This is a genomic window from Pseudonocardia hierapolitana, from assembly GCF_007994075.1.
Taxonomy (GTDB): Bacteria; Actinomycetota; Actinomycetes; order Mycobacteriales; family Pseudonocardiaceae; genus Pseudonocardia; species Pseudonocardia hierapolitana.
This window is the reverse complement of sequence record NZ_VIWU01000001.1, coordinates 6,206,533-6,224,896: the sequence shown is the minus strand read 5'-3', so window position 1 is coordinate 6,224,896 and position 18,364 is coordinate 6,206,533. Positions and strand designations below refer to the sequence as shown.

The following is an 18,364-nucleotide window of genomic DNA, read 5'->3' as shown; positions in this document are numbered from 1 at the left end:
TCAGGCCGCGGGGACGGCCGCCACCGCCTCGATCTCGACGACCGCACCGGGCACGCCGAGTCCGGCCACGAAGGCCATCGTGATCGCGGGCGGGGCGGCGTCCCGCGGCCAGAACTCGCTGAACGCGGCGAAGCCCTCCTGGATGTCGACGCCCTCCACGCAGAGGATCGTCCACTTCACGACGTCGGTGACCTCCGCGCCGGCTGCCTCGAGGCACGTCCGCAGGTTCACGAACGCCTGCCTGGTCTGCTCGCCGACGCCGGGCCCGACCACCGTGCCGTCCGGTCCGACGCCGTTCTGCCCGCCGACGTAGATCGTGTCGGCACCTGCCGGCACCCGGACGACCCAGCTGAATGCAGGGTTGCGGTGCATGGAATCCGGATTGATGTGGGTGGCAGTCGTCATGCGCGTGAGTGTAACCATTTATAGTGGTTACATGTACCTCGGATCGCCGGCCGATCTCCGCAGGCGCTTCCGCACCGGACGACCGTGCCTCGACCTCGTGCACACGGGCGGCGAGGGCGCACTGGCGCGCTGGGAGATCGTGCACAGCCCCGACGACCTGGGCCGGCTGCTCGGAGTGGTCCTCGGGCTGCCGCCCCTCCCCGCGGACGAGGCCGACCTCGCCGCGATGCGGCCGCTGCGCACGGCGATGACGCATCTCGCCTACGGGCTCGCTGCCAGCGGGAACCCACGGCCCGCGGACGGCGACGCCGTCGGCCGCCTCGTCGACGAACTCGCCGCCGGCGCCCCGCGGCCCGCCGACATCGCCGTCCTCAACGCCGCGGCGGCCGCCCCGCCGCTTGTACCGGCACTGCGACCGGAGGGCAGCGGCAGCAGGGTCGTCGACCCCACGGCCGCCGCGGCGCTCGCCACGATCGCGCGCGATGCCGTCGACCTGTTCGGCGGGCCGCTCGCCCAGCGGATCCGCGTCTGCGACGCCGAGGACTGTGGCCTGCTGTTCGTCGACACCTCGCGGCCGGGCCGGCGCCGGTGGTGCTCGATGGAACGCTGCGGCAACCGGGCCAAGATCCGCACGCACCGCGCGCGGCGCTCCGGGTAGAGCGGCTTCGTAGGGGCGTCAAATCTAAGCTGGCGCCGTGGAGCCGGAGCGGATGGTGGCGCCGTCCTCGCGAATGGTGCGCGAGGCGAGTGCCCGGCTCGTGCTCGACCACATGTGGGACGCGCCGGCGGTCACCGGCACCGACCTCATGGCCGCCACCGGTCTCTCCCGCGCCACGGTCCACGACGTCTGCGAGGAGCTCATCGCGCGCGGCTGGGTGCGCGAGGTGGCCAACCAGCGCGAGCACGGCGACTACCGCAAGGGACGCCCCGCCCGCCGGTACGCGTTCGACCCGCTCGCCGGTCTCGTCGTCGGTGTGGACGCGGGCCAGCACCGCGTGGACGCGCTCGTCACCGACCTCCGGGGCGCCGAGCGGGGTAGACACCAGAGCCCACCGCGAGCCGGGTTCACCGGCACCGCGGAGCGGGTGGCGGCGGTGCGGAACGCCATCGCGGGCGCGCTCGCGGGTCTGCCGTCCGAGCGCGTGCTGGGCGTCACGGTGGGGGTGCCGGCACCGGTCGACGCCCGAGGCCGCACGGTGTTCCGCGGCAACCCGTACTGGGAGCTGATGAACCCCGACCTGGGAGAGCGGCTGCAGGCGCGGCACGGCTGGCCGACCGTCGTCGACAACGACGCGAACCTCGCCGCGCTCGCCGAGGGCTGGCGGGGCCACGGCCGCGGCGTCCGGCACTTCGTGGCGCTGCTCGCCGGCGAGCGGCTCGGCGCAGGCATCGTCGAGGACGGGCGGCTGGTCCGGGGCGTCCGCGGCGGTGCGGGCGAGATGGGCTTCCTCGACCTGGTGGACGGTGTCGGGTCCACCGACGGCATCGCGAAGACCGCGCGCGAGTGGGCGCGCGAGGCGCTCGCCGAGCCGGGGGCGCGCTCCTCCCTGGCACCCGACCCCGACGCCGCCTCCGTGTTCGCGGCGGCCGGGGCGGGCGACGCGCTCGCGGCCGGGGTCGTCGAGCGGGTCGCCGAGCGGATGGCCAGGGTGATCGCGACCCTCGCCAGCCTGGTCGACACGGAACGGGTGATCATCGCCGGGCGGGTGGCCGCGTCCTGCGGCCCGCTGCTCGCAACACTGGAGGAGCGCCTGGCCCGCCGCGGCGACCCGCCGCCCCGCCTGCTGGCCTCGACCCTCGGCGGGGACGCGGTGATGCTCGGCGCCGTCAAGCGGAGCGTCGACCGCGTCCGCGAGCACGCGCTCCACCTCATGCTCAGGGCGTGAGCAGGGCCACGCTCTCGAAGTGGTGGGTCATCGGGAACGCGTCGAACGCGCGCAGCTCGGCGAGGCGATACCCCCGCGCGGCGAACAGGGCCAGGTCCCGGGCGAGCGCCGCCGGATCGCAGGCCACGTGCACCACGCGACCGGGGCCGCGCGCGCACAGCGCCTCGACGAGCTCGCGGCCCAGCCCTCGCCGCGGCGGGTCGGCCACGACCACGTCGGGCCTGCCCTCCAGGGTGGGCAGCACGCGCTCGACTCGCCCGATGCGCCAACCCACCTGCGGCAGGTCGGCCAGCGCCGCCCGGCCGTCGGCGACGGCCCGGGCCGAGGACTCGACGACCACCACCTCGCCGTCCGGCCCCACCTGCCCGGCGAGCACCGCCGCGAAGAGGCCGACGCCGCCGTAGAGGTCCCATGCGACGCCGCCGGAGGGCGCGGCCGCCCACTCCGCGACGACCGACGAGAGCGCGTCCGGCAGCGCCGGGTGGACCTGCCAGAAGACGCCCGGCGAGAGCAGCCATTCCCGGCCGGCGGCGCGCTGCACGGCGGGGCCGCCCCCGACGTGCGCGGTGCTGTCGAAGTGCGTGGTGCCGTCGGCGTCCACGACCACCTCGACCTCGCCCCCCGGCGCGAAATGCTGCTCCAGCACCGGCGGGAGCGCGCCGGCCGGGGTGATCGGGCAGTCCGCGATCGGCAGCACGTCGTGGCTGCGGTGCGCGCGCAGCCCGGCCCTGCCGTCGGCGTCGACGGCCAGCCGCACCCGGTGGCGCCAGCCGAGCGCGCCGCCGGGCAACTCCTCGACCTCCACCGCACGTTCGATCCCCGCCAGCCTCCGCAGCTGCTCGGCGAGCACCGTCGCCTTGAGCTCACGCTGCAGCGCAGGGTCGGCGTGCTGGAAGTCGCAGCCGCCACAGCCACCGGCCCGCGCCCACACGCACGGCGCAGGCACCCGCCGCGGCGCCGCCTCCCGCACCGCCACCGCGTCGGCCCGGCAGAACCCACCTCCTGCGTCCTCGACGACCACGGCGAGCACCCGCTCCCCCGGCAACGCGTGCCGGACGAACACCACCCGGCCCTCGTGGCGGGCGACGCAGTGCCCGCCGTGCGCGACGGGGCCGACGTCGAGCTCCAGCACCCGATCGGTCCAGTCGAGCGCCGGCTCCGAGACCGCCTGCTTCACGGCCGCCGCTGACCCGCGGTCGCCTTGGCCGGCGCCGCACCGTCGTCGCCGACCACCGGTTCGTAGCCGCGCCGCGACGACCCCGGCGCGGTCTCGGGCCTGCGGGTGACGACCCGCTCGGACGAGCGCAGCTGCCACGGCACGCTCGTGACCATCACACCCGGCTGGAACAGCAGCCTGCCCTTGAGCCGCAGCGCGCTCTGGTTGTGCAGGATCTGCTCCCACCAGTGGCCCACGACGTACTCGGGGATGAACACGGTGACGACGTCGCGCGGGTTGTTGCTGCGGATCCGCTTGACGTAGTCCAGCACCGGCTTGGTGATCTCCCGGTACGGCGACTCCACCACCTTGAGCGGAACCGGGAGCTTGCGCCGGTCCCACTCGCGCATGAGCCGCTTCGTGTCGGCGTCGTCCACGTTCACGGTCACGGCCTCCAGGCGGTCCGGGCGGGTGGCCCTGGCGTAGGCGAGCGCGCGCAGCGTGGGCTTGTGCAGCGTGGAGACGAGCACGATCGCGTGGTTGCGCGACGGGAGGACGGCGTCGGTCTCCCCCGCCACCAGCTCGACGGCCACCCGGTCGTAGTGGCGCCGGATCGCCTGCATCATCACGTAGAACACTGCCATCGCGGCGATCGCGATCCAGGCACCCCGGGTGAACTTCGTGATGAGCACGACGACCAGCACGAGCCCCGTCATCCCGGCGCCGAACCCGTTGATCGCGCGTGAGCGCATCATCCGCCGCCGGGCGACCGGGTCGGTCTCGGTGGCGAGGAGCCGGTTCCAATGGCGGAGCATGCCGGACTGGCTGAGCGTGAAGGAGGTGAACACGCCCACCGTGTAGAGCGCGATGAGGCGGGTGACCTCGGCCTGGAACCCGACGACCAGCACGATCGCGACGGCCGCGAGCACGACGATGCCGTTGGAGAAGGCGAGCCGGTCCCCGCGGGTGTGCAGCTGTCGCGGCAGGTAGCGGTCCTGGGAGAGGATCGACCCGAGCACCGGGAATCCGTTGTAGGCGGTGTTGGCAGCCAGCACGAGGATCAGCGCCGTCACGACCACGACGAAGACGAACCCGGGCCGGAAGTCGTGGAACACGGCGTCGGCGAGCTGGGCGACCAGCGTCTGCTGCACGTAGCCGGGCGGTGCCGAGACGATCTGCGTCTCGGGGTGCTCGGCGACCTTCGCGTCGGTGAGGTGCGCGAGCGCGATGAGGCCGGAGAACATCGACACGGAGATCACGCCGAGCAGCAGCAGCGTGGTCGCCGCGTTCCGGGACTTGGGCTTGCGGAACGCGGGCACGCCGTTGCTGATCGCCTCGACGCCGGTGAGAGCGGCGCAGCCCTGGGTGAACGACCGCAGGATCAGCAGTGCGAGCGCGAGCCCGGTGAACGCGTCACCCTCGGCCAGCAGCTCGACGTCGGCGCTCGGCGCGCGCACCACCTCGCCGAGCAGCAGCACCCGCGTGAGGCCCCAGATGATCATGGAGCCGACGCCGAGCATGAACAGGTACGTCGGCACCGCGAACGCGACCCCCGACTCCCGCACCCCGCGCAGGTTGATGGCGGTGAGCACGACGATCGCAGCCACCGCGAAGGCGACCTTGTGCTCACCGACGTACGGGACCAGCGCACCGACGTTCGCCGCTGCCGCCGAGATCGAGACCGCGACGGTCAGCGTGTAGTCGACGAGCAGTGCGCTCGCGACGGCGATGCCCGCCCTCCGGCCGAGGTTGACCGTGGCCACCTCGTAGTCGCCTCCGCCGGACGGGTAGGCGTGCACGACCTGCCGGTAGCTGGTGACGACCGTGAGCAGCACGACCACGACCGCGAGGCCGACCCACGGCGAGAACGCGTACGCCGAGATCCCCGCGACCGACAGCGTCAGGAAGATCTCCTCCGGCGCGTATGCCACGGAGGACATCGCGTCAGAGGCGAAGATGGGCAGCGCGACCCGCTTGGGGAGCAAGGTGTGGGAGAGACGGTCGCTGCGCTGCGGCCGCCCGACGAGGACGCGCTTGAGGGCGATGCCGAGCTTGGGCACGGGGAAAGCCTATGCGGTGTGGCAGGTCGCCACGCGATAGCGTTCCCGCGACCCGGGGAGGCAGTGCGGTGTACGTCGTCATCATGGGATGCGGGCGGGTCGGGGCGGCTCTGTCCGCCGGCCTGGACCGGCTCGGCCACGAGGTCGCGGTGATCGACCGCAACCGGCAGGCGTTCCGCAGGCTGAGCCCCGACTTCCGCGGCAAGCAGGTGGTCGGTGAGGGCTACCACCGCGAGGTGCTCGTGGAAGCCGGCATCGAGCAGGCCCAGGCCTTCGCCGCGGTCTCCAGCGGCGACAACTCCAACATCATCTCCGCGCGGGTGGCCCGCGAGACGTTCGGCGTCGAGCACGTCGTCGCTCGCATCTACGACGCCAAGCGCGCCGCCGTCTACGAGCGGCTCGGGATCCCGACCGTCGCCACCGTCCCGTGGAGCACCGACCGGTTCCTGCGGATGCTGCTCCCCGACGGCGTGGCGTCGGCGTGGCGCGAGCCCACGGGAACCGTCGCGATCCTGCCGCTGCCCGTGCACGAGGAGTGGATAGGCCGCCCGATCCGCGAGCTGGAGATCGCAGCCGGCTGCCGCGTGGCGTTCATCGTGCGGTTCGGTACCGGTGTCCTCCCCGGTCCGGACACCGCCCTGCAGGCCGAGGACACCATCTACGTCGCAGCCGTGTCGGGCACGGTCAGCGACGTCACCGCAGCGGCCGGCGCGCCGCCCCAGGAAGGCTGAGAGAGATGCGCATCGCGATCGCGGGAGCCGGCGCCGTCGGCCGCTCCATCGCGCTGGAGCTGGTGGAGAGCAAGCACCAGGTGATGCTCATCGAGCGTGAGCTCGCCAACATCGAGCCCGAGGCGGTGGAGCGCGCCGAGTGGGTGCACGCCGACGCCTGCGAGCTGGCCTCCCTCGAGGAGGCCGGCATGGAGAGCTGCGACGTCGTCATCGCCGCCACCGGCGACGACAAGGTCAACCTCGTCGTGTCGTTGCTCGCCAAGACCGAGTTCGCCGTGCGCCGCGTCGTGGCCCGGGTGAACGATCCGCGCAACGAGTGGCTGTTCAACGACAACTGGGGGGTCGACGTCGCCGTGTCCACCCCCCGCCTCCTCGCCGCGCTCGTGGAGGAGGCGGTGGCCGTCGGTGACCTGGTGCGGCTGATGACCCTGCGCCAGGGCCAGGCCAACCTCGTGGAGGTCACGCTGCCCGAGGACACCCCGCTCGCGGGCAAGCCCGTGAAGTCCCTGCAGCTGCCGGTCGACTCGGCGCTCCTGGTGATCCTCCGCGGCGGCCGGGTGATCGTCCCCCAGGCCGACGACGCCCTCGAACCCGGCGACGAGCTGCTGTTCGTCGCCACGTCCGCCGTCGAGGAGGACATCCGGGACGCACTGGGCGTCTAGAACGGTGTTTCCTCCACGTCGCCGTCGGGTGTGGCTGGCGGTGGTGGTTGCGGGTTGCGGCCGTCCCGCCACAGGATCCGCAGGTCCAGCTTCTGCCCGTGTTCGGCCTCCGGGTCAGCTACCTGATCGTCACGCCGGAGCGGGATCGCGCCGTGCTCGGCGAACCGCCCAGATCGTGCCCAGCAGCGCCAGCCCGACGAGCGGGTAGCCCATGGCCAGCCGGGCGATGCCGAGCCACGTCTCCTCGTCGGCGTTGTAGAGCCAGCCCTGAACCACCACGCGGGACGCGAACACGAGCGTCCAGAGCGCGGTGGCGAACGTGTAGGCGCGCAGGAGCCGCCGGTCGGCCCGCCACGACTGCCCGTCGCCGTTCACGGCGTGCCAGACGACTCCGGCGAGCGGCCAGCGCACCAGCATCGACACCAGGAACGCCAGCCCGCAGACCGCGCTGAAGAGCAGCCCGGGCAGGTAGAAACCGCGGGCCTCGCCGGTGCGGTAGGCGATGAACGCCGCGACGCCCACGCCCAGCAGCCCGGACACGGCCGGCTGCAGCGCCTGCTTGCGGGTGATGCGCCACACCGCGATCGCGACACCGGCCGCGAGCGCGGAGATCACCGCGGGCTGCAGCCCGAACACCACGTTCGCGACGACGAAGACCGCGACCGGGATCGTCGAGGCGACGACGCCCTGCACGCCGCCCATCTGCTCGAGCAGGGTGGGGAACTCGCGCTCCTCCCGCGACCCGTCGGCCGCCCGACCGTCGGTCTCGGACTCAGGAGGGAGGCCTGGGTTCGGGCCGTGGGTCACGGTGCTCCTAGCGCCCGGACCCGGAGGCCCGGTGCATGTCTCGACGGTTCCAGGTGCTGCAGCGCGTGCCGGCAGGCCGGCGGCGCCGAGGGTACCCGCCCGGCCCGCCGGTGCGGCCGGAGGGAATCAGGGGGTGTTGGCTGGGCAGATCTCGTAGAACGGGTTGTAGAGGACCTTGTGCCCGTCCCGCAGGGCGAGCCGCCCACGCACGCGCATGGTGCGCCCGGGTTCGATGCCGGGGATTCGTCGCCTGCCGAGCCAGATCAGGGTGACACCGTCGGTGCCGTCGAACAGCTCGGCCTCCAGCGACGCGTCGGCGTCGTGCGGCCGGAACTCCACGCTGCGCAGCCGCCCGAGCATCGTGACCTCCTGCCCGCAGGCGCAGTCGGAAGCGCGCTGCGCGCCGGACTTCTGCGAACCGGCCTCGAGGTCATCGGCGTCCAGCTCGTCCACATCACTGGTCAGCCGGCGAAGCATGCGGCGGAACGCACCGCCATCGCTGCTGGTCATCTCTCCCCCAGCTCGCTCGGCACCCCCACGCGGGGCCCGATATGTTCCCAGCGTAACTCGCAGGAAACCATCTTCGCCGACCTCACCGGCCACCTTCTCGCCAGGTCACGGCGAGCGGTCGGCCCGTCGCGCCGTCCGGGCCGTCATCCTGCCCGGCTCCGGCTCGGATGCGCGGTTCGTCCGGAACGCGTTCGAGACCGCGCTCACGGCGCGAGGCCTCGCTCTGGACGCGGTGGAGCCGCGGCCCGGGGTGGACGTCGTCGCCGGGTACCGGGCCGCACTCGACGCCGCGGCCGAGCGGCCAGGGGCGTTCCTCGTCGGCGGGATCTCACTCGGCGCCCACGTCGCGACGGCGTGGGCCGCCGACCGGGCGCCCGCCGGGCTCGCCGGCGTGCTGGTGGCGATGCCGGCCTGGACCGGCGCCCCCGACGGCGCACCCGCCGCCGCGGCGGCGCGGGCCACGGCGGCGCAGGTCCGAGCGGGCGGCCTCGCGGCTGCCGTCGCGACCGCACGTGCGGGCGCTCCCCCGTGGCTGGCCGAGGAACTGGCCCGCGCGTGGGCGGGGTACGGGCCGGGGCTGGCCGACGCGCTCGACGCCGCCGCGGCCGAGCCCGCCCCCGACCTGGACGCGCTCGGCTCGCTCGCCGTACCGGTGGGCATCGCCGCCGTCGTCGACGACCCGGTGCACCCGCTGGTCACGGCCCGCGCGTGGGCGCGAGCACTGGCGTGCGCGGCGATCCGCACCACCACCCTCGCCGCGCTCGGCGCCGACCCCGCCGTGCTCGGCAGCGCCGCCGTGCTGGCCTGGCAGCGGGCGACCGGCGCAGGCCGGTGACCTCAGCGGCGGTGGCGGCGTCTCGGGCGGTTCGGGTCCAGCTCGCTCAGCAGCGCCTCCAGCCGGACGGTGGGGGGCGACGCGTCGCCCGCCCCGGAGTGCCTGCCGCCGCCGCGCCGCTCCGTGCGGTCGTCGAGGCCCGTGGCCCAGCCGGCGTCCTGCTCACCGGTCTCGATCAGGTACTCGGCGCTCAGGGTGCGGCGGGCGCTCCCGTCGGACGGACCGTCGGGCGCGACGAGCCACGGCTCGGTCTGCGAGCCGTCCCGGACGGGTGCCGGCTCCGTGTCGCGCAGTCGTCGCCGCCCACCGGTGCCGGAGATCGGGTCGTCGCCACCGGGCCGACGGCGCGCGCTCCGTTCGATCGGCTCGGGTTCGCCCGGCATCCGGCGAGCAGCTGATCCGTCCGGCCTCCCGCGGGCCGCGTCGTCCCACAGCTCGCCCAGGCGACCGCGGCCGGACGCGGACACGCCCGTGTCGGCCGGCGGCGGGGCCGCTTCCAGACCGAAGGGTCCCGGCTCGCCGAAGTACTCCTGCCTGCGACGGCCACCCGCCGCAGGCTCGCCCGTTCCGTTCGGCAGGCCAGGAGCCGGCTCCCGCGGACCGGCGTCCGGCGGCGCGTCCTCCCACGACTCCCGCAACCGTCGCCGGCCGGTCGCGGAGACGCCCGTGTCGGCTACTCGCGGCGCGGCCGGCTCGGCGGCCCGCCGTCGTCCGGCCGCCCCGTTCAGCGCCCCGGGCCCGGTCTCCCACGGCCGCGGTCCGGTGTCGAGGCCCGCCTCGTCCCACGGCTCCCGCAGGCGCCGCCGGCCCGACGCGGACACGCCCGCATCCGCCGCGGCCGGGCCCGGCGGCTCAGGGCCGCTGCCCGGCCCGCTCTCGTCCCACGACTCGCGCAGCCGCCGCCGGCCCGTGGCCGACACGCCCGTGTCGCCCACGGGCCCGTTCGCCCCGGCGCCCTCGTTCCACGAGTCCCGCAACCGCCGTCGACCCGACGCCGACACACCGGTGTCGGCCGCGCTCGGTGCAGGGCCCGGGTCCACGCCGGGGAATCCGGCCGGCTCCCCCGACCTGCGCCGGCCACCCGACCCGTCGGGCTCTCCTGGGCCGTCCCACGGCCCCCGCAGGCTCCGCCGCCCCGACGCGGAGACGCCGGTGTCGGCGGCAGACCGGCTCGGTTCCCACGGCTCACGCAAGCTCCGCCACCCCGAGACAGAGGCACCGGTGTCGGCGGCAGGCGGGCTCGGTTCCCAGGGCTCCCGCAACTGTCGCCTGCCCGAGGCGGAGACACCCGTGTCGGCGGCGGGCGCGATCGGCTCCGCGCCGTCCCACGGCTCCCGCAGGCTCCGCCTGCCCGCCGTGGAGACGCCCGTGTCCACACCTCGCCGAGGGTGCTCATCACGTGGCCCCGCGGCCAACGGGTCGGCGGGCGGCCGGGACGACCCGTTCATCCGGTCGGAACCGGGTTCCCACGGCTGCCGGTCCGCGCCGCGCTCGGTGCCGTCCCACGGCTCCTGCAGACGCCGGCGCCCGGACGCCGACACGCCCGCGTCTGTGGCGGGCTCACGCAGTCGGCGCCGCCCACCGGGCTCACTCAGGTCCCACGGTGCCGTGGCACCCGGTGCGCCGTCCGGCTCGTGGAGAGGCGGCCGCCCGCCCCGGGGAACCCCGGGGTCGACCGGGTGTCGAGAGCCGGTGGGCGGCAGGTCGGCCGCGGCGTCGCGCAGGCTGCGCCGCCCGCCCGGGTAGGACTCCTCGGCCGGGGTTTCCAGCAGGTGGCGCCGGCCGGACGGGGGTGGCACGGGAGGAGCGGGCTCACCCAGCCGTCGCCGGCCGCCGGTGCCCGGCTCGACGACGCGCAGAGCCTCCGTGGGGAGCTGTGCCTCCGTGGGGAGCAGGGCATCCGAGGGGGGCAGCGACTCCGACCGCGGCCGCGACTCCGAGGGGCGCAACGCCTCCGAGGGGAGCAGCGACTCCGACCGGGGCCGCGACTCCGAGGGGCGCAACGCCTCCGAGGGGAGCAGCGACTCCGACCGCGGCCGCGACTCCGAGGGGCGCAACGCCTCCGAGGGGAGCAGGGCATCGGCCGGAGGCCGGGTGGCGCGGAACGCCTCCGTCACGGGCGGGTCCTCGACCGGACGCGCGACGGGCAGCGCCTCCGTGGGCGGGGGTGCCTCGGTGGGCGGGGGTGCCTCGCTCCGGAGCGCCCCGGACCGGGAGCGCCACGCCGCGGCGGCCGCACGGCGCGCGGACGGCGACTGCTCCCGCAGCGGCGCATCCGGGCCGGGCCCGGTGGGGATCGTTCCAGGAACGGGGTGGGACCCGGTTCGTCCGAGGCGTGCGGCGCTCCCGGTGTCCGGGTGTTCACCGGCGGCGGCTCTGTCCTCCGCCGCCTGCTCGGCCAGCGCCTCCGCCGCCGCCTTCACGGCAGCGGCCGCGGCGGCCTTCCGCGCGGCCGCCCGGCGTGCGGCGGCCTTCTTGGCGGCCGCGGCCGCCACGTCCGAGTTCGGGGGTGCCGTCTTCCCGGGTGCGGCCTTGCCCGGCGCCGACCTCCCGGCCGCGGCCTTCGCCTGCGACCTCTTCTTGGCACCCGGCGCGGGGACCGCGGGGGTGGCCGCAGCCTCGTCGGCGAGGTGGTCGGGGATGGTGAGCGGAAGGATCGTGCGGACCGGGTAGGGCTGCTTCCCGCGCACCACGACGGTGCCCCGCAGCATGCGGCGCAGCTCGGCGTCCAGCGTCTCGGCGTGCGCACTCGGTCCGGTCGCGACCCCGTACAGCATCCAGCGCGGCCCGTCCACCCCGACGAACACGGACGTGGCGCCGCCGGACGTCGCGTGCAGCTCGCGCCCCCAGGCGCCGGGGAACGACCGCACCCGGGCCCCGCCGTCGCGCAGCGAGGTGTCGATCTCGCGGGCCAGCTCCGGCCACAGCTTCGACGACTTCGGCGCGGCGAGCGCGCTCACCGACAGCCGACCCTCCGCAAGCCTGATGTGCACGGCCTGCATCCGGTCGCCCGCCGTGGGTTCGACGGCGACCGTGCCTTCCGGTGGCACCGGCACGCGGATCGACCCGAAGTCGACGAGGCCTGCCGCGTCGGTGACCTCGGGGTCGAGGCCGTCGCTGTCGTGCGGGCCGGTGAGCGGTAGGGGATTCTCGGTGTCGAGCGCCACGCCGCCACCGTCGACGTCCGGGGTGAGGTCGGCGTCGCGGTCGGCGTCGACGTCCGGGGCGAACCGGACGGCGGAGGTACTCCGGTCGCGTCTGGCCACTACGGCCCGTCCCCGGTGCTCAGCCGCTCGTGCCCGCCCGTGGAGCCGTGGCCGCCCGCACCGCGTTCGGAGCCGGGCAGCTCACCGACCTCGACGAACCGGGCGTGCTCCACCTTCTGCACCACCAGCTGGGCGATGCGGTCGCCGCGCCGCAACCGCAGCTCGTCGCGCGGGTCGAGGTTGATCAGGCAGACCAGGATCTCGCCGCGGTAGCCGGCGTCGACGGTGCCCGGCGCGTTGACGATCGACAGCCCGGCACGCGCGGCCAGCCCGGACCGCGGGTGGACGAACCCCGCGTACCCCGGCGGGAGGGCGATGGCCACGCCGGTGCCGACCACGGCCCGCTCGCCGGGAGCGAGCACGACGTCGGTGGTGCAGTGCAGGTCCGCGCCCGCGTCACCCGGGCGCGCGTAGGACGGCAACGGGAGCCCGGCGTCGAGCCGGGTGATGAGCACCTCGACGGTGGGCGCCGAGGCGGCAGGCGCTGACACGGCATGCGCTGACACCACCGCAGGCGCTGGGACGAGCGGTGCGCTGAGCGGCTCGCGCTGGGGAGCATCGACGGGGCCGGGCACGACGGGCGAGGTTACCCTCGGATGCTGTGAGCGAGCACCCGTCGGCCACCCCGCCTGCGACGTCCGGCACCCCTCGATTCGACGAGCGGTTGTCGGTGCCGTTGTGGTGGTACCTGTTGGCGCTCGGCCTGGCGGTGTTGCTCGGCGCCGAGGTGCACATGGGCTATCCGGGCATCCGCTCGTGGATCGGCTACGCGATCACCGTCCCGCTCTGCCTCGGTGCGATGGTGTGGCTGGGCCGGGTCCGGGTGCAGGTGGCCGACGGGGAGCTGCACGCGGGCGAGGCCCGGCTGCCGCTGCGTCACGTCGGACACGTCGACGTCGTGCCGCGGGAGGGCAAGCAGGTGGCGCTGGGCCCCGAGCTCGATCCCGCCGCCTTCCTGATGCACCGGGCGTGGATCGGCCCGGTCGTCCGGATCGAGGTCACCGACCCCGATGACGACACGCCGTACTGGATCGTCAGCACCCGCGATCCGGACGCGCTGGTGAAGGCGCTGGGCCGCTGAGCCGTGTTCCGCGGACACGACACAGCCCCGAACCGGCGAGCGGTCCGGGGCGGTTTCGCTCCCCCTGTTACCCCGGGAGATCAGGCAGCGCAGTCGCGGCAGATGTACTGCCCACCGCTGCTGGACGCCAGTCGGCTGCGGTGGTGGACGAGGAAGCAGCTCGCACAGGTGAACTCATCGGCCTGCTTGGGCAGCACCTTGACCGTCAGCTCCTCGCCGGACAGGTCGGCGCCCGGCAGCTCGAAGCTCTCCGCCGTGTCCGACTCGTCGACGTCCACGACCGACGACTGGGCCTCGTTGCGACGGGCCTTCAGCTCGTCGAGCGAGTCCTCGGCCATGTCGTCGGTCTCGTTGCGCCTCGGCGCGTCGTAGTCGGTCGCCATCGTTCCCACCCTCTTACACACATGTCGTCGTCGTGCGGCTGGACAACGCCCTAGGGCCGGGGTTTGTGCCCGGCAATTCTGTGACGCACGTCTCAACCCAGCGCCACTGGCGGTCGGGATGCGCTATCACGCCCGCGATAGTGGAGCTCCCCCTCGGGGCGCAGAAGGGTAACCCAGGGCGCTGGCGTCCACACCCCTGCCCGTGTCGCCCAGAGGTGGCGTCCACATGCGCGGTTAGGGTTCCCGGCGTGGCTGTCACTCCCGAGCGCGATGATCGCGGGCGCAGCGGCCCCGCGCCGGTGCCGGGGGCCGACCCGGTGGCCGTCGGCGCGTGGCTCGCCGCGGAGCTCGGCGACGAGCGCTGGCGCGGCTGCACGCTGCGGTCCCTCGGTGAGGGCCGCTCGAACCTGACCTACCGGGTCGACAGCCCGGCAGGTGCCGTCGTGCTGCGCCGTCCGCCGGTGGGCCGGGTGGCGGCCACGGCGCACGACATGGGCCGCGAGCGGCGCGTGATCACAGCGCTGGCCGGTACCGCCGTTCCGGTGCCGCGGGTGCTGGCGGCGTCCGCGGGCGGGCCGCCGGTGGACGCGCCGTGCTACGTGATGGAGCTGGTCGAGGGCGTCGTGCCGCTGCGGGAACTTCCACCCGGATGGGCGAGCACGGAGGACGAGCGCCGCCGGGCGAGCGAAGCGCTCGTGGACGTGCTGGTGGCGTTGCACGCCGTCGACCCGCACGCGGTGGGGCTCGGCGACTTCGGTCGCCCGGAGGGCTTCCTCACGAGGCAGGTCCGGCGCTGGGTCTCGCAGTGGGAACAGGCCCGCGACGGCGTGCCGACCGACGCGACCACGGCGGCCGAGCTGTCCCGCCTCGCCGAGCGGCTCGGGGCCACCGTGCCCGCCACCCAGCGGCACGCGATCGTGCACGGGGACTACCGCATCGACAACTGCCTCTTCGACGCCACCGACCCGGGACGCATCCGCGCGGTGCTCGACTGGGAGCTCTCCACGCTCGGCGATCCCCTGGCCGACCTGGGCCTGCTGCTCGTCTACTGGCACCAGTCCGAGGAGCACCCCGTCTGGCGGGCCGCGCAGTACCTGTCGAGCCCCACCCGGCTGCCGGGGTTCCTGCACCGCGACGAGGTGGCGAGCGCCTACGCCGCCCGGTCCGGTCTGGACCTCGCGCCGCTGCACTGGTACGTCGCGTTCGGCGCGTTCAAGCTGGGCGTGGTGCTCGCCGGCATCCTCGCCCGCGTGCAGGCTGGGATGGTGCCGGCTTCCATGGCCGCCGGGCTCGACGGCAGCCTCGCCCCGCTCGTCGCGCTGGGCCAGCACGTGCTCGCGGAGGGACTGGACCGATGACCGCTGCCCGTACCCGCCCCTACCAGCGCCGCAGGCGAGGGCCCGTGCTCGTCGTGGTCGGCGTGCTGGCCGCGCTGGCGATCTTCACGTGGAGCGTCGTGCTCGTCAACGCGGGCGGCGCGGCGAGCGCGACGTCGTGCCCGGTGCCCAACCCGCCCGCAGGCGAGGTGCTGCCCACCGGGGCGCTGGACCAGGTGGCGCCGATCCCGCCGGGCGGCGTGGAGGTGAACGTGCTCAACGCGGGCGGGCAGCGCGGGCAGGCCAGCCTGGTGGCAGCGCAGCTGGGCGACCTCGGGTTCTCGGTGAAGGGGACGGGCAACGACCCGCTGTTCCCGGACGGGAACATGGAGTGCTACGGCCAGCTGCGCTTCGGTGCGGCAGGCGAAGCCGCGGCCAGCACGCTCACGCTCGTGATGCCCTGCGCCGAGCTCGTGCGCGACGGGCGCCCGGACGCCGGGGTGGACATCTCGGTGGGCACCGGCTTCGGCGACTTCAACCCGGGCCGGGAGGCGCGCGACGCGCTCGACCAGCTCACCGAGCCCGGTGGCGGGACCGACGGCGCCGCCAACGCGGACCCGAACGCCGCCGAGGCCGCGCCCGCCCCGACCGCCGTGGACCCGGAGCTCGTCCAGGAGGCGCGCGACGCCAGCTGCTGAGGTGCGCCCCACGGGCTCAGACCTCGGCGGCGCCGTGCTCGCGGGCGAGCGCGGCGAGCTCCTCGGCGATCGCGGGGGTGGCGGCGAAGAGCGCGTCGGCGCCCAACCCGTCGTCGGGGGGCACGCTGCCGGTCGGGCCAGGCGTGCGCACGAGCGCTCCGGCCTCCTCGGCGATCAGGGCGCCGGCCGCCCAGTCCCACCAGTTGCAGCCGTGCTCGAGATAGGCGTCGGCCCAGCCCGCGGCGACCGCGCACAGGTCGAGGGAGGCCGCACCGGCGCGCCGCACGTCCCGCACGTGCGGCAGCATGGCGCCGATCATGCGCACCTGCCGCTCGCGGCGCTCCGGGCGGTAGGAGAAGCCGGTGGCGAGCAGCGACAGTGACATGTCGGTGGCGCCCGACACGCGCAGCGGCCGTCCGTCGCAGGTGGCGCCCGCGCCCGCGGCGGCGCTCCAGAGCCGTCCCGATGCCGGCTCGATGACGGCACCGGCCACCGATACGCCGTCCCGGACGGCGGCCACCGAGATCGCGTACCAGGGCATGCCGTACAGGAAGTTCACCGTGCCGTCGATCGGATCCACCAGCCAGACGGTGCGGGACTCCCCCGCCGTGCTCCCGTGCTCCTCCCCCACGACGACGTCGCCGGGCCGCAGCGCGCCGAGCCGCTCGCGGATGAGGGATTCCACGGCGTGGTCGGAGGCGGTGACGACGTCGGTCGGGGTGCTCTTCGTCGCGACCCCGGCGGTGGCGACGCCCGCATCATCGCGCTCGTCCCACGGGCGGGGCAGCTCCCCGAGGTGCGCGGCGGCCTCCGTCACGATGTCCTCGGCGATGCGGCGCAGGTCGGCGGGCTCGTCGCCGGCGAGCGCGGCCGGGCGAGCGGGAGTGGTCGGAGCGGTGGGACGGGCCTCGTTCACGGTGACCATCCGACCACATCGCACCGCGCGAGCGCGTGCACCGGGCCCGCGGAACGACCATTGGGCTCAGCTTCGGACGCCTGGAGCACGCGCAGTTACAATGGAGCAGTACCCCGATGCGGGATGGCCTCAAGAACTCACTTTGAACGCCATCCGTCGAGGTATCGCACAACATCTCGTCCAGCAGCCGGAGCTCGACGTCTCCCGGCGCACCATAGAGCGCACGCAGCGAGAGGGCCTAGTGGCAGCCGCAGACTCCGCAACCCGTATCGACCCGACCGTCGACCAGGCGGCAGGTCCCGCACCTGCTCGCCGATCCGGCAAGCGGTCGAGCGCATCCGCCAAGACCGGCACCACCCGGTCCCGCGCGGGCGCCACGAAGGGCGGGACCGCCAAGACGGCGGCCAAGTCCTCCAAGAAGGCCGACCCCGCCGCCGAGGGTGAGCCCACCGAGCTCGACGGCGAGGTCGATCTGGCTGACGCCGAGGTCGGTGAGCTGGAGGACGTCGACGTCGAGCTCGAGGCCGACCTCGGGGACGACGTCGCCGAGGTCGTGGACGAGGAGGACGAGGCCGACGAGGAGGAGGACGACGAGGAGGTCGCCAACACCGGCGCCAACCGTCGCGCCCCCACCACGCGCAGCTCCCAGCAGAAGCAGTCGGCCGACTTCGTCTGGGACGAGGAGGAGTCCGAGGCGCTGCGGCAGGCCCGCAAGGACGCCGAGCTCACCGCGTCGGCCGACTCGGTCCGGGCCTACCTCAAGCAGATCGGAAAGGTCGCGCTGCTCAACGCGGAGGAGGAGGTCGAGCTCGCCAAGCGCATCGAGGCCGGCCTCTACGCCGCTGAGCGGATGCGCCGCGCCATCGACGCAGGCGAGAAGGTGTCGCCCCAACTGCGCCGCGACCTGCGCTGGATCGTCCGCGACGGCGAGCGCGCCAAGAACCACCTGCTCGAGGCGAACCTCCGTCTGGTGGTGTCGCTGGCCAAGCGCTACACCGGCCGCGGAATGGCGTTCCTGGACCTCATCCAGGAGGGCAACCTCGGTCTGATCCGCGCGGTCGAGAAATTCGACTACACCAAGGGCTACAAGTTCTCCACGTACGCCACCTGGTGGATCCGGCAGGCCATCACCCGCGCGATGGCCGACCAGGCCCGCACCATCCGCATCCCGGTGCACATGGTCGAGGTCATCAACAAGCTCGGCCGCATCCAGCGCGAGCTGCTCCAGGACCTGGGCCGCGAGCCCACGCCGGAGGAGCTGGCCAAGGAGATGGACATCACCCCGGAGAAGGTGCTGGAGATCCAGCAGTACGCCCGGGAGCCCATCTCGCTGGACCAGACCATCGGCGACGAGGGCGACTCGCAGCTCGGCGACTTCATCGAGGATTCCGAGGCCGTCGTCGCGGTCGACGCGGTCAGCTTCACGCTGCTGCAGGACCAGCTCCAGTCGGTGCTCGCCACCCTGTCGGAGCGTGAGGCCGGTGTCGTCCGGCTGCGGTTCGGTCTCACCGACGGCCAGCCGCGCACGCTCGACGAGATCGGCCAGGTCTACGGGGTCACCCGGGAGCGGATCCGGCAGATCGAGTCCAAGACCATGTCGAAGCTGCGCCACCCCTCGCGGTCGCAGGTGCTGCGCGACTACCTGGACTGAG

Annotated in this window: 18 protein-coding genes; 9 read left to right on the top strand and 9 right to left on the bottom strand. The window is 74.4% G+C overall.

Going from position 1 to position 18,364, the window contains the following annotated elements; genetic code table 11:
- Positions 1-405 carry a RidA family protein gene (locus tag FHX44_RS29705; RefSeq protein WP_147258806.1) on the bottom strand — a complete coding sequence of 135 codons (405 nt, stop codon included), beginning with the start codon at positions 403-405 and terminating at the stop codon, positions 1-3.
- 31 nt (positions 406-436) lie between these two features.
- Between FHX44_RS29705 and FHX44_RS29700 the strand changes: the two genes are divergently transcribed.
- Positions 437-1,063 carry a CGNR zinc finger domain-containing protein gene (locus FHX44_RS29700; protein ID WP_147258805.1) on the top strand — a complete coding sequence of 209 codons (627 nt, stop codon included), beginning with the start codon at positions 437-439 and terminating at the stop codon, positions 1,061-1,063.
- Positions 1,064-1,100: 37 nt separating this feature from the next.
- Complete coding sequence (locus tag FHX44_RS29695) at positions 1,101-2,291, top strand: ROK family transcriptional regulator (protein WP_147258804.1); 1,191 nt, start codon at positions 1,101-1,103, stop codon at positions 2,289-2,291.
- Here FHX44_RS29695 and FHX44_RS29690 read toward each other — a convergent pair.
- Together FHX44_RS29690 and FHX44_RS29685 are read right to left on the bottom strand one after the other, a co-directional pair.
- On the bottom strand, positions 2,281-3,468 hold the full coding sequence (locus tag FHX44_RS29690; protein ID WP_147258803.1) for a class I SAM-dependent RNA methyltransferase: 1,188 nt from the start codon (positions 3,466-3,468) through the stop codon (positions 2,281-2,283). The genes FHX44_RS29695 and FHX44_RS29690 overlap by 11 nt on opposite strands.
- Positions 3,465-5,507 carry an APC family permease gene (locus FHX44_RS29685; RefSeq protein WP_147258802.1) on the bottom strand — a complete coding sequence of 681 codons (2,043 nt, stop codon included), beginning with the start codon at positions 5,505-5,507 and terminating at the stop codon, positions 3,465-3,467. Before FHX44_RS29685 ends, FHX44_RS29690 begins: the two co-directional genes overlap by 4 nt.
- 68 nt (positions 5,508-5,575) lie before the next feature.
- On the opposite strand from FHX44_RS29685, the gene FHX44_RS29680 reads away from it, so the two are divergent.
- Together FHX44_RS29680 and FHX44_RS29675 are read left to right on the top strand one after the other, a co-directional pair.
- Positions 5,576-6,238, top strand: a complete 663-nt coding sequence (locus FHX44_RS29680; RefSeq protein WP_147258801.1) for a potassium channel family protein — start codon at positions 5,576-5,578, stop codon at positions 6,236-6,238.
- Positions 6,239-6,243: 5 nt separating this feature from the next.
- Positions 6,244-6,900, top strand: coding sequence for a potassium channel family protein (locus tag FHX44_RS29675; protein ID WP_147258800.1), 657 nt, complete (start codon positions 6,244-6,246; stop codon positions 6,898-6,900).
- A gap of 129 nt (positions 6,901-7,029) precedes the next feature.
- Here the strand turns inward: FHX44_RS29675 and FHX44_RS29670 are convergent, their stop codons facing one another.
- Together FHX44_RS29670 and FHX44_RS29665 are read right to left on the bottom strand one after the other, a co-directional pair.
- On the bottom strand, positions 7,030-7,707 hold the full coding sequence (locus FHX44_RS29670) for a DUF3159 domain-containing protein (protein ID WP_246170662.1): 678 nt from the start codon (positions 7,705-7,707) through the stop codon (positions 7,030-7,032).
- A 126-nt stretch (positions 7,708-7,833) separates the two neighbouring features.
- Positions 7,834-8,217: an OB-fold nucleic acid binding domain-containing protein gene (locus FHX44_RS29665; protein ID WP_147258799.1), complete on the bottom strand. Its 384-nt coding sequence runs from the start codon at positions 8,215-8,217 to the stop codon at positions 7,834-7,836.
- 232 nt (positions 8,218-8,449) lie between these two features.
- Between FHX44_RS29665 and FHX44_RS29660 the strand changes: the two genes are divergently transcribed.
- Positions 8,450-9,052, top strand: coding sequence for an alpha/beta hydrolase (locus FHX44_RS29660; protein ID WP_246170661.1), 603 nt, complete (start codon positions 8,450-8,452; stop codon positions 9,050-9,052).
- A 2-nt stretch (positions 9,053-9,054) separates the two neighbouring features.
- On the opposite strand, the gene FHX44_RS29655 is transcribed toward FHX44_RS29660, so the two are convergent.
- Together FHX44_RS29655 and dut are read right to left on the bottom strand one after the other, a co-directional pair.
- Complete coding sequence (locus tag FHX44_RS29655) at positions 9,055-12,318, bottom strand: DUF3710 domain-containing protein (RefSeq protein WP_147258798.1); 3,264 nt, start codon at positions 12,316-12,318, stop codon at positions 9,055-9,057.
- Positions 12,318-12,809: a dUTP diphosphatase gene (gene dut / locus FHX44_RS29650; protein ID WP_147261568.1), complete on the bottom strand. Its 492-nt coding sequence runs from the start codon at positions 12,807-12,809 to the stop codon at positions 12,318-12,320. The genes FHX44_RS29655 and dut overlap by 1 nt, the downstream gene beginning before the upstream one ends.
- A 110-nt stretch (positions 12,810-12,919) precedes the next feature.
- Between dut and FHX44_RS29645 the strand changes: the two genes are divergently transcribed.
- Positions 12,920-13,399, top strand: a complete 480-nt coding sequence (locus FHX44_RS29645; RefSeq protein WP_147258797.1) for a DUF3093 domain-containing protein — start codon at positions 12,920-12,922, stop codon at positions 13,397-13,399.
- Positions 13,400-13,479: 80 nt separating this feature from the next.
- Here FHX44_RS29645 and FHX44_RS29640 read toward each other — a convergent pair whose 3' ends face one another.
- Positions 13,480-13,782, bottom strand: a complete 303-nt coding sequence (locus FHX44_RS29640) for a DUF4193 domain-containing protein (RefSeq protein ID WP_142104151.1) — start codon at positions 13,780-13,782, stop codon at positions 13,480-13,482.
- Between the two features lie 248 nt (positions 13,783-14,030).
- Here FHX44_RS29640 and FHX44_RS29635 point away from each other — a divergent pair, with 248 nt between their 5' ends.
- On the top strand, positions 14,031-15,140 hold the full coding sequence (locus tag FHX44_RS29635; protein WP_147258796.1) for a phosphotransferase family protein: 1,110 nt from the start codon (positions 14,031-14,033) through the stop codon (positions 15,138-15,140).
- Positions 15,137-15,796 (top strand): envelope integrity protein Cei, encoded by a 660-nt coding sequence (cei, locus tag FHX44_RS29630; protein WP_147258795.1) that lies wholly within the window; start codon positions 15,137-15,139, stop codon positions 15,794-15,796. The genes FHX44_RS29635 and cei overlap by 4 nt, the downstream gene beginning before the upstream one ends.
- Before the next feature lie 16 nt (positions 15,797-15,812).
- Here cei and FHX44_RS29625 read toward each other — a convergent pair whose 3' ends face one another.
- Positions 15,813-16,721 carry an inositol monophosphatase family protein gene (locus FHX44_RS29625; RefSeq protein WP_147258794.1) on the bottom strand — a complete coding sequence of 303 codons (909 nt, stop codon included), beginning with the start codon at positions 16,719-16,721 and terminating at the stop codon, positions 15,813-15,815.
- Here FHX44_RS29625 and FHX44_RS29620 point away from each other — a divergent pair.
- Positions 16,615-18,363 carry an RNA polymerase sigma factor gene (locus FHX44_RS29620; RefSeq protein WP_342793096.1) on the top strand — a complete coding sequence of 583 codons (1,749 nt, stop codon included), beginning with the start codon at positions 16,615-16,617 and terminating at the stop codon, positions 18,361-18,363. The two genes, FHX44_RS29625 and FHX44_RS29620, sit on opposite strands and share 107 nt — an antisense overlap.
- Position 18,364 lies beyond the last annotated feature (1 nt).

Excerpts from the sequence above, each read along its gene's own strand:
- FHX44_RS29705 (WP_147258806.1), bottom strand. The coding sequence starts at position 405 with ATGACGACTGCCACCCACATCAATCCGGATTCCATGCACCGCAACCCT.
- FHX44_RS29700 (WP_147258805.1), top strand. The coding sequence starts at position 437 with ATGTACCTCGGATCGCCGGCCGATCTCCGCAGGCGCTTCCGCACCGGA.
- FHX44_RS29675 (WP_147258800.1), top strand. The coding sequence starts at position 6,244 with ATGCGCATCGCGATCGCGGGAGCCGGCGCCGTCGGCCGCTCCATCGCG.
- FHX44_RS29665 (WP_147258799.1), bottom strand. The coding sequence starts at position 8,217 with ATGACCAGCAGCGATGGCGGTGCGTTCCGCCGCATGCTTCGCCGGCTG.
- FHX44_RS29640 (WP_142104151.1), bottom strand. The coding sequence starts at position 13,782 with ATGGCGACCGACTACGACGCGCCGAGGCGCAACGAGACCGACGACATG.
- cei (WP_147258795.1), top strand. The coding sequence starts at position 15,137 with ATGACCGCTGCCCGTACCCGCCCCTACCAGCGCCGCAGGCGAGGGCCC.
- FHX44_RS29620 (WP_342793096.1), top strand. The coding sequence starts at position 16,615 with ATGTCCTCGGCGATGCGGCGCAGGTCGGCGGGCTCGTCGCCGGCGAGC.
- FHX44_RS29625 (WP_147258794.1), bottom strand. The coding sequence starts at position 16,721 with ATGGTCACCGTGAACGAGGCCCGTCCCACCGCTCCGACCACTCCCGCT.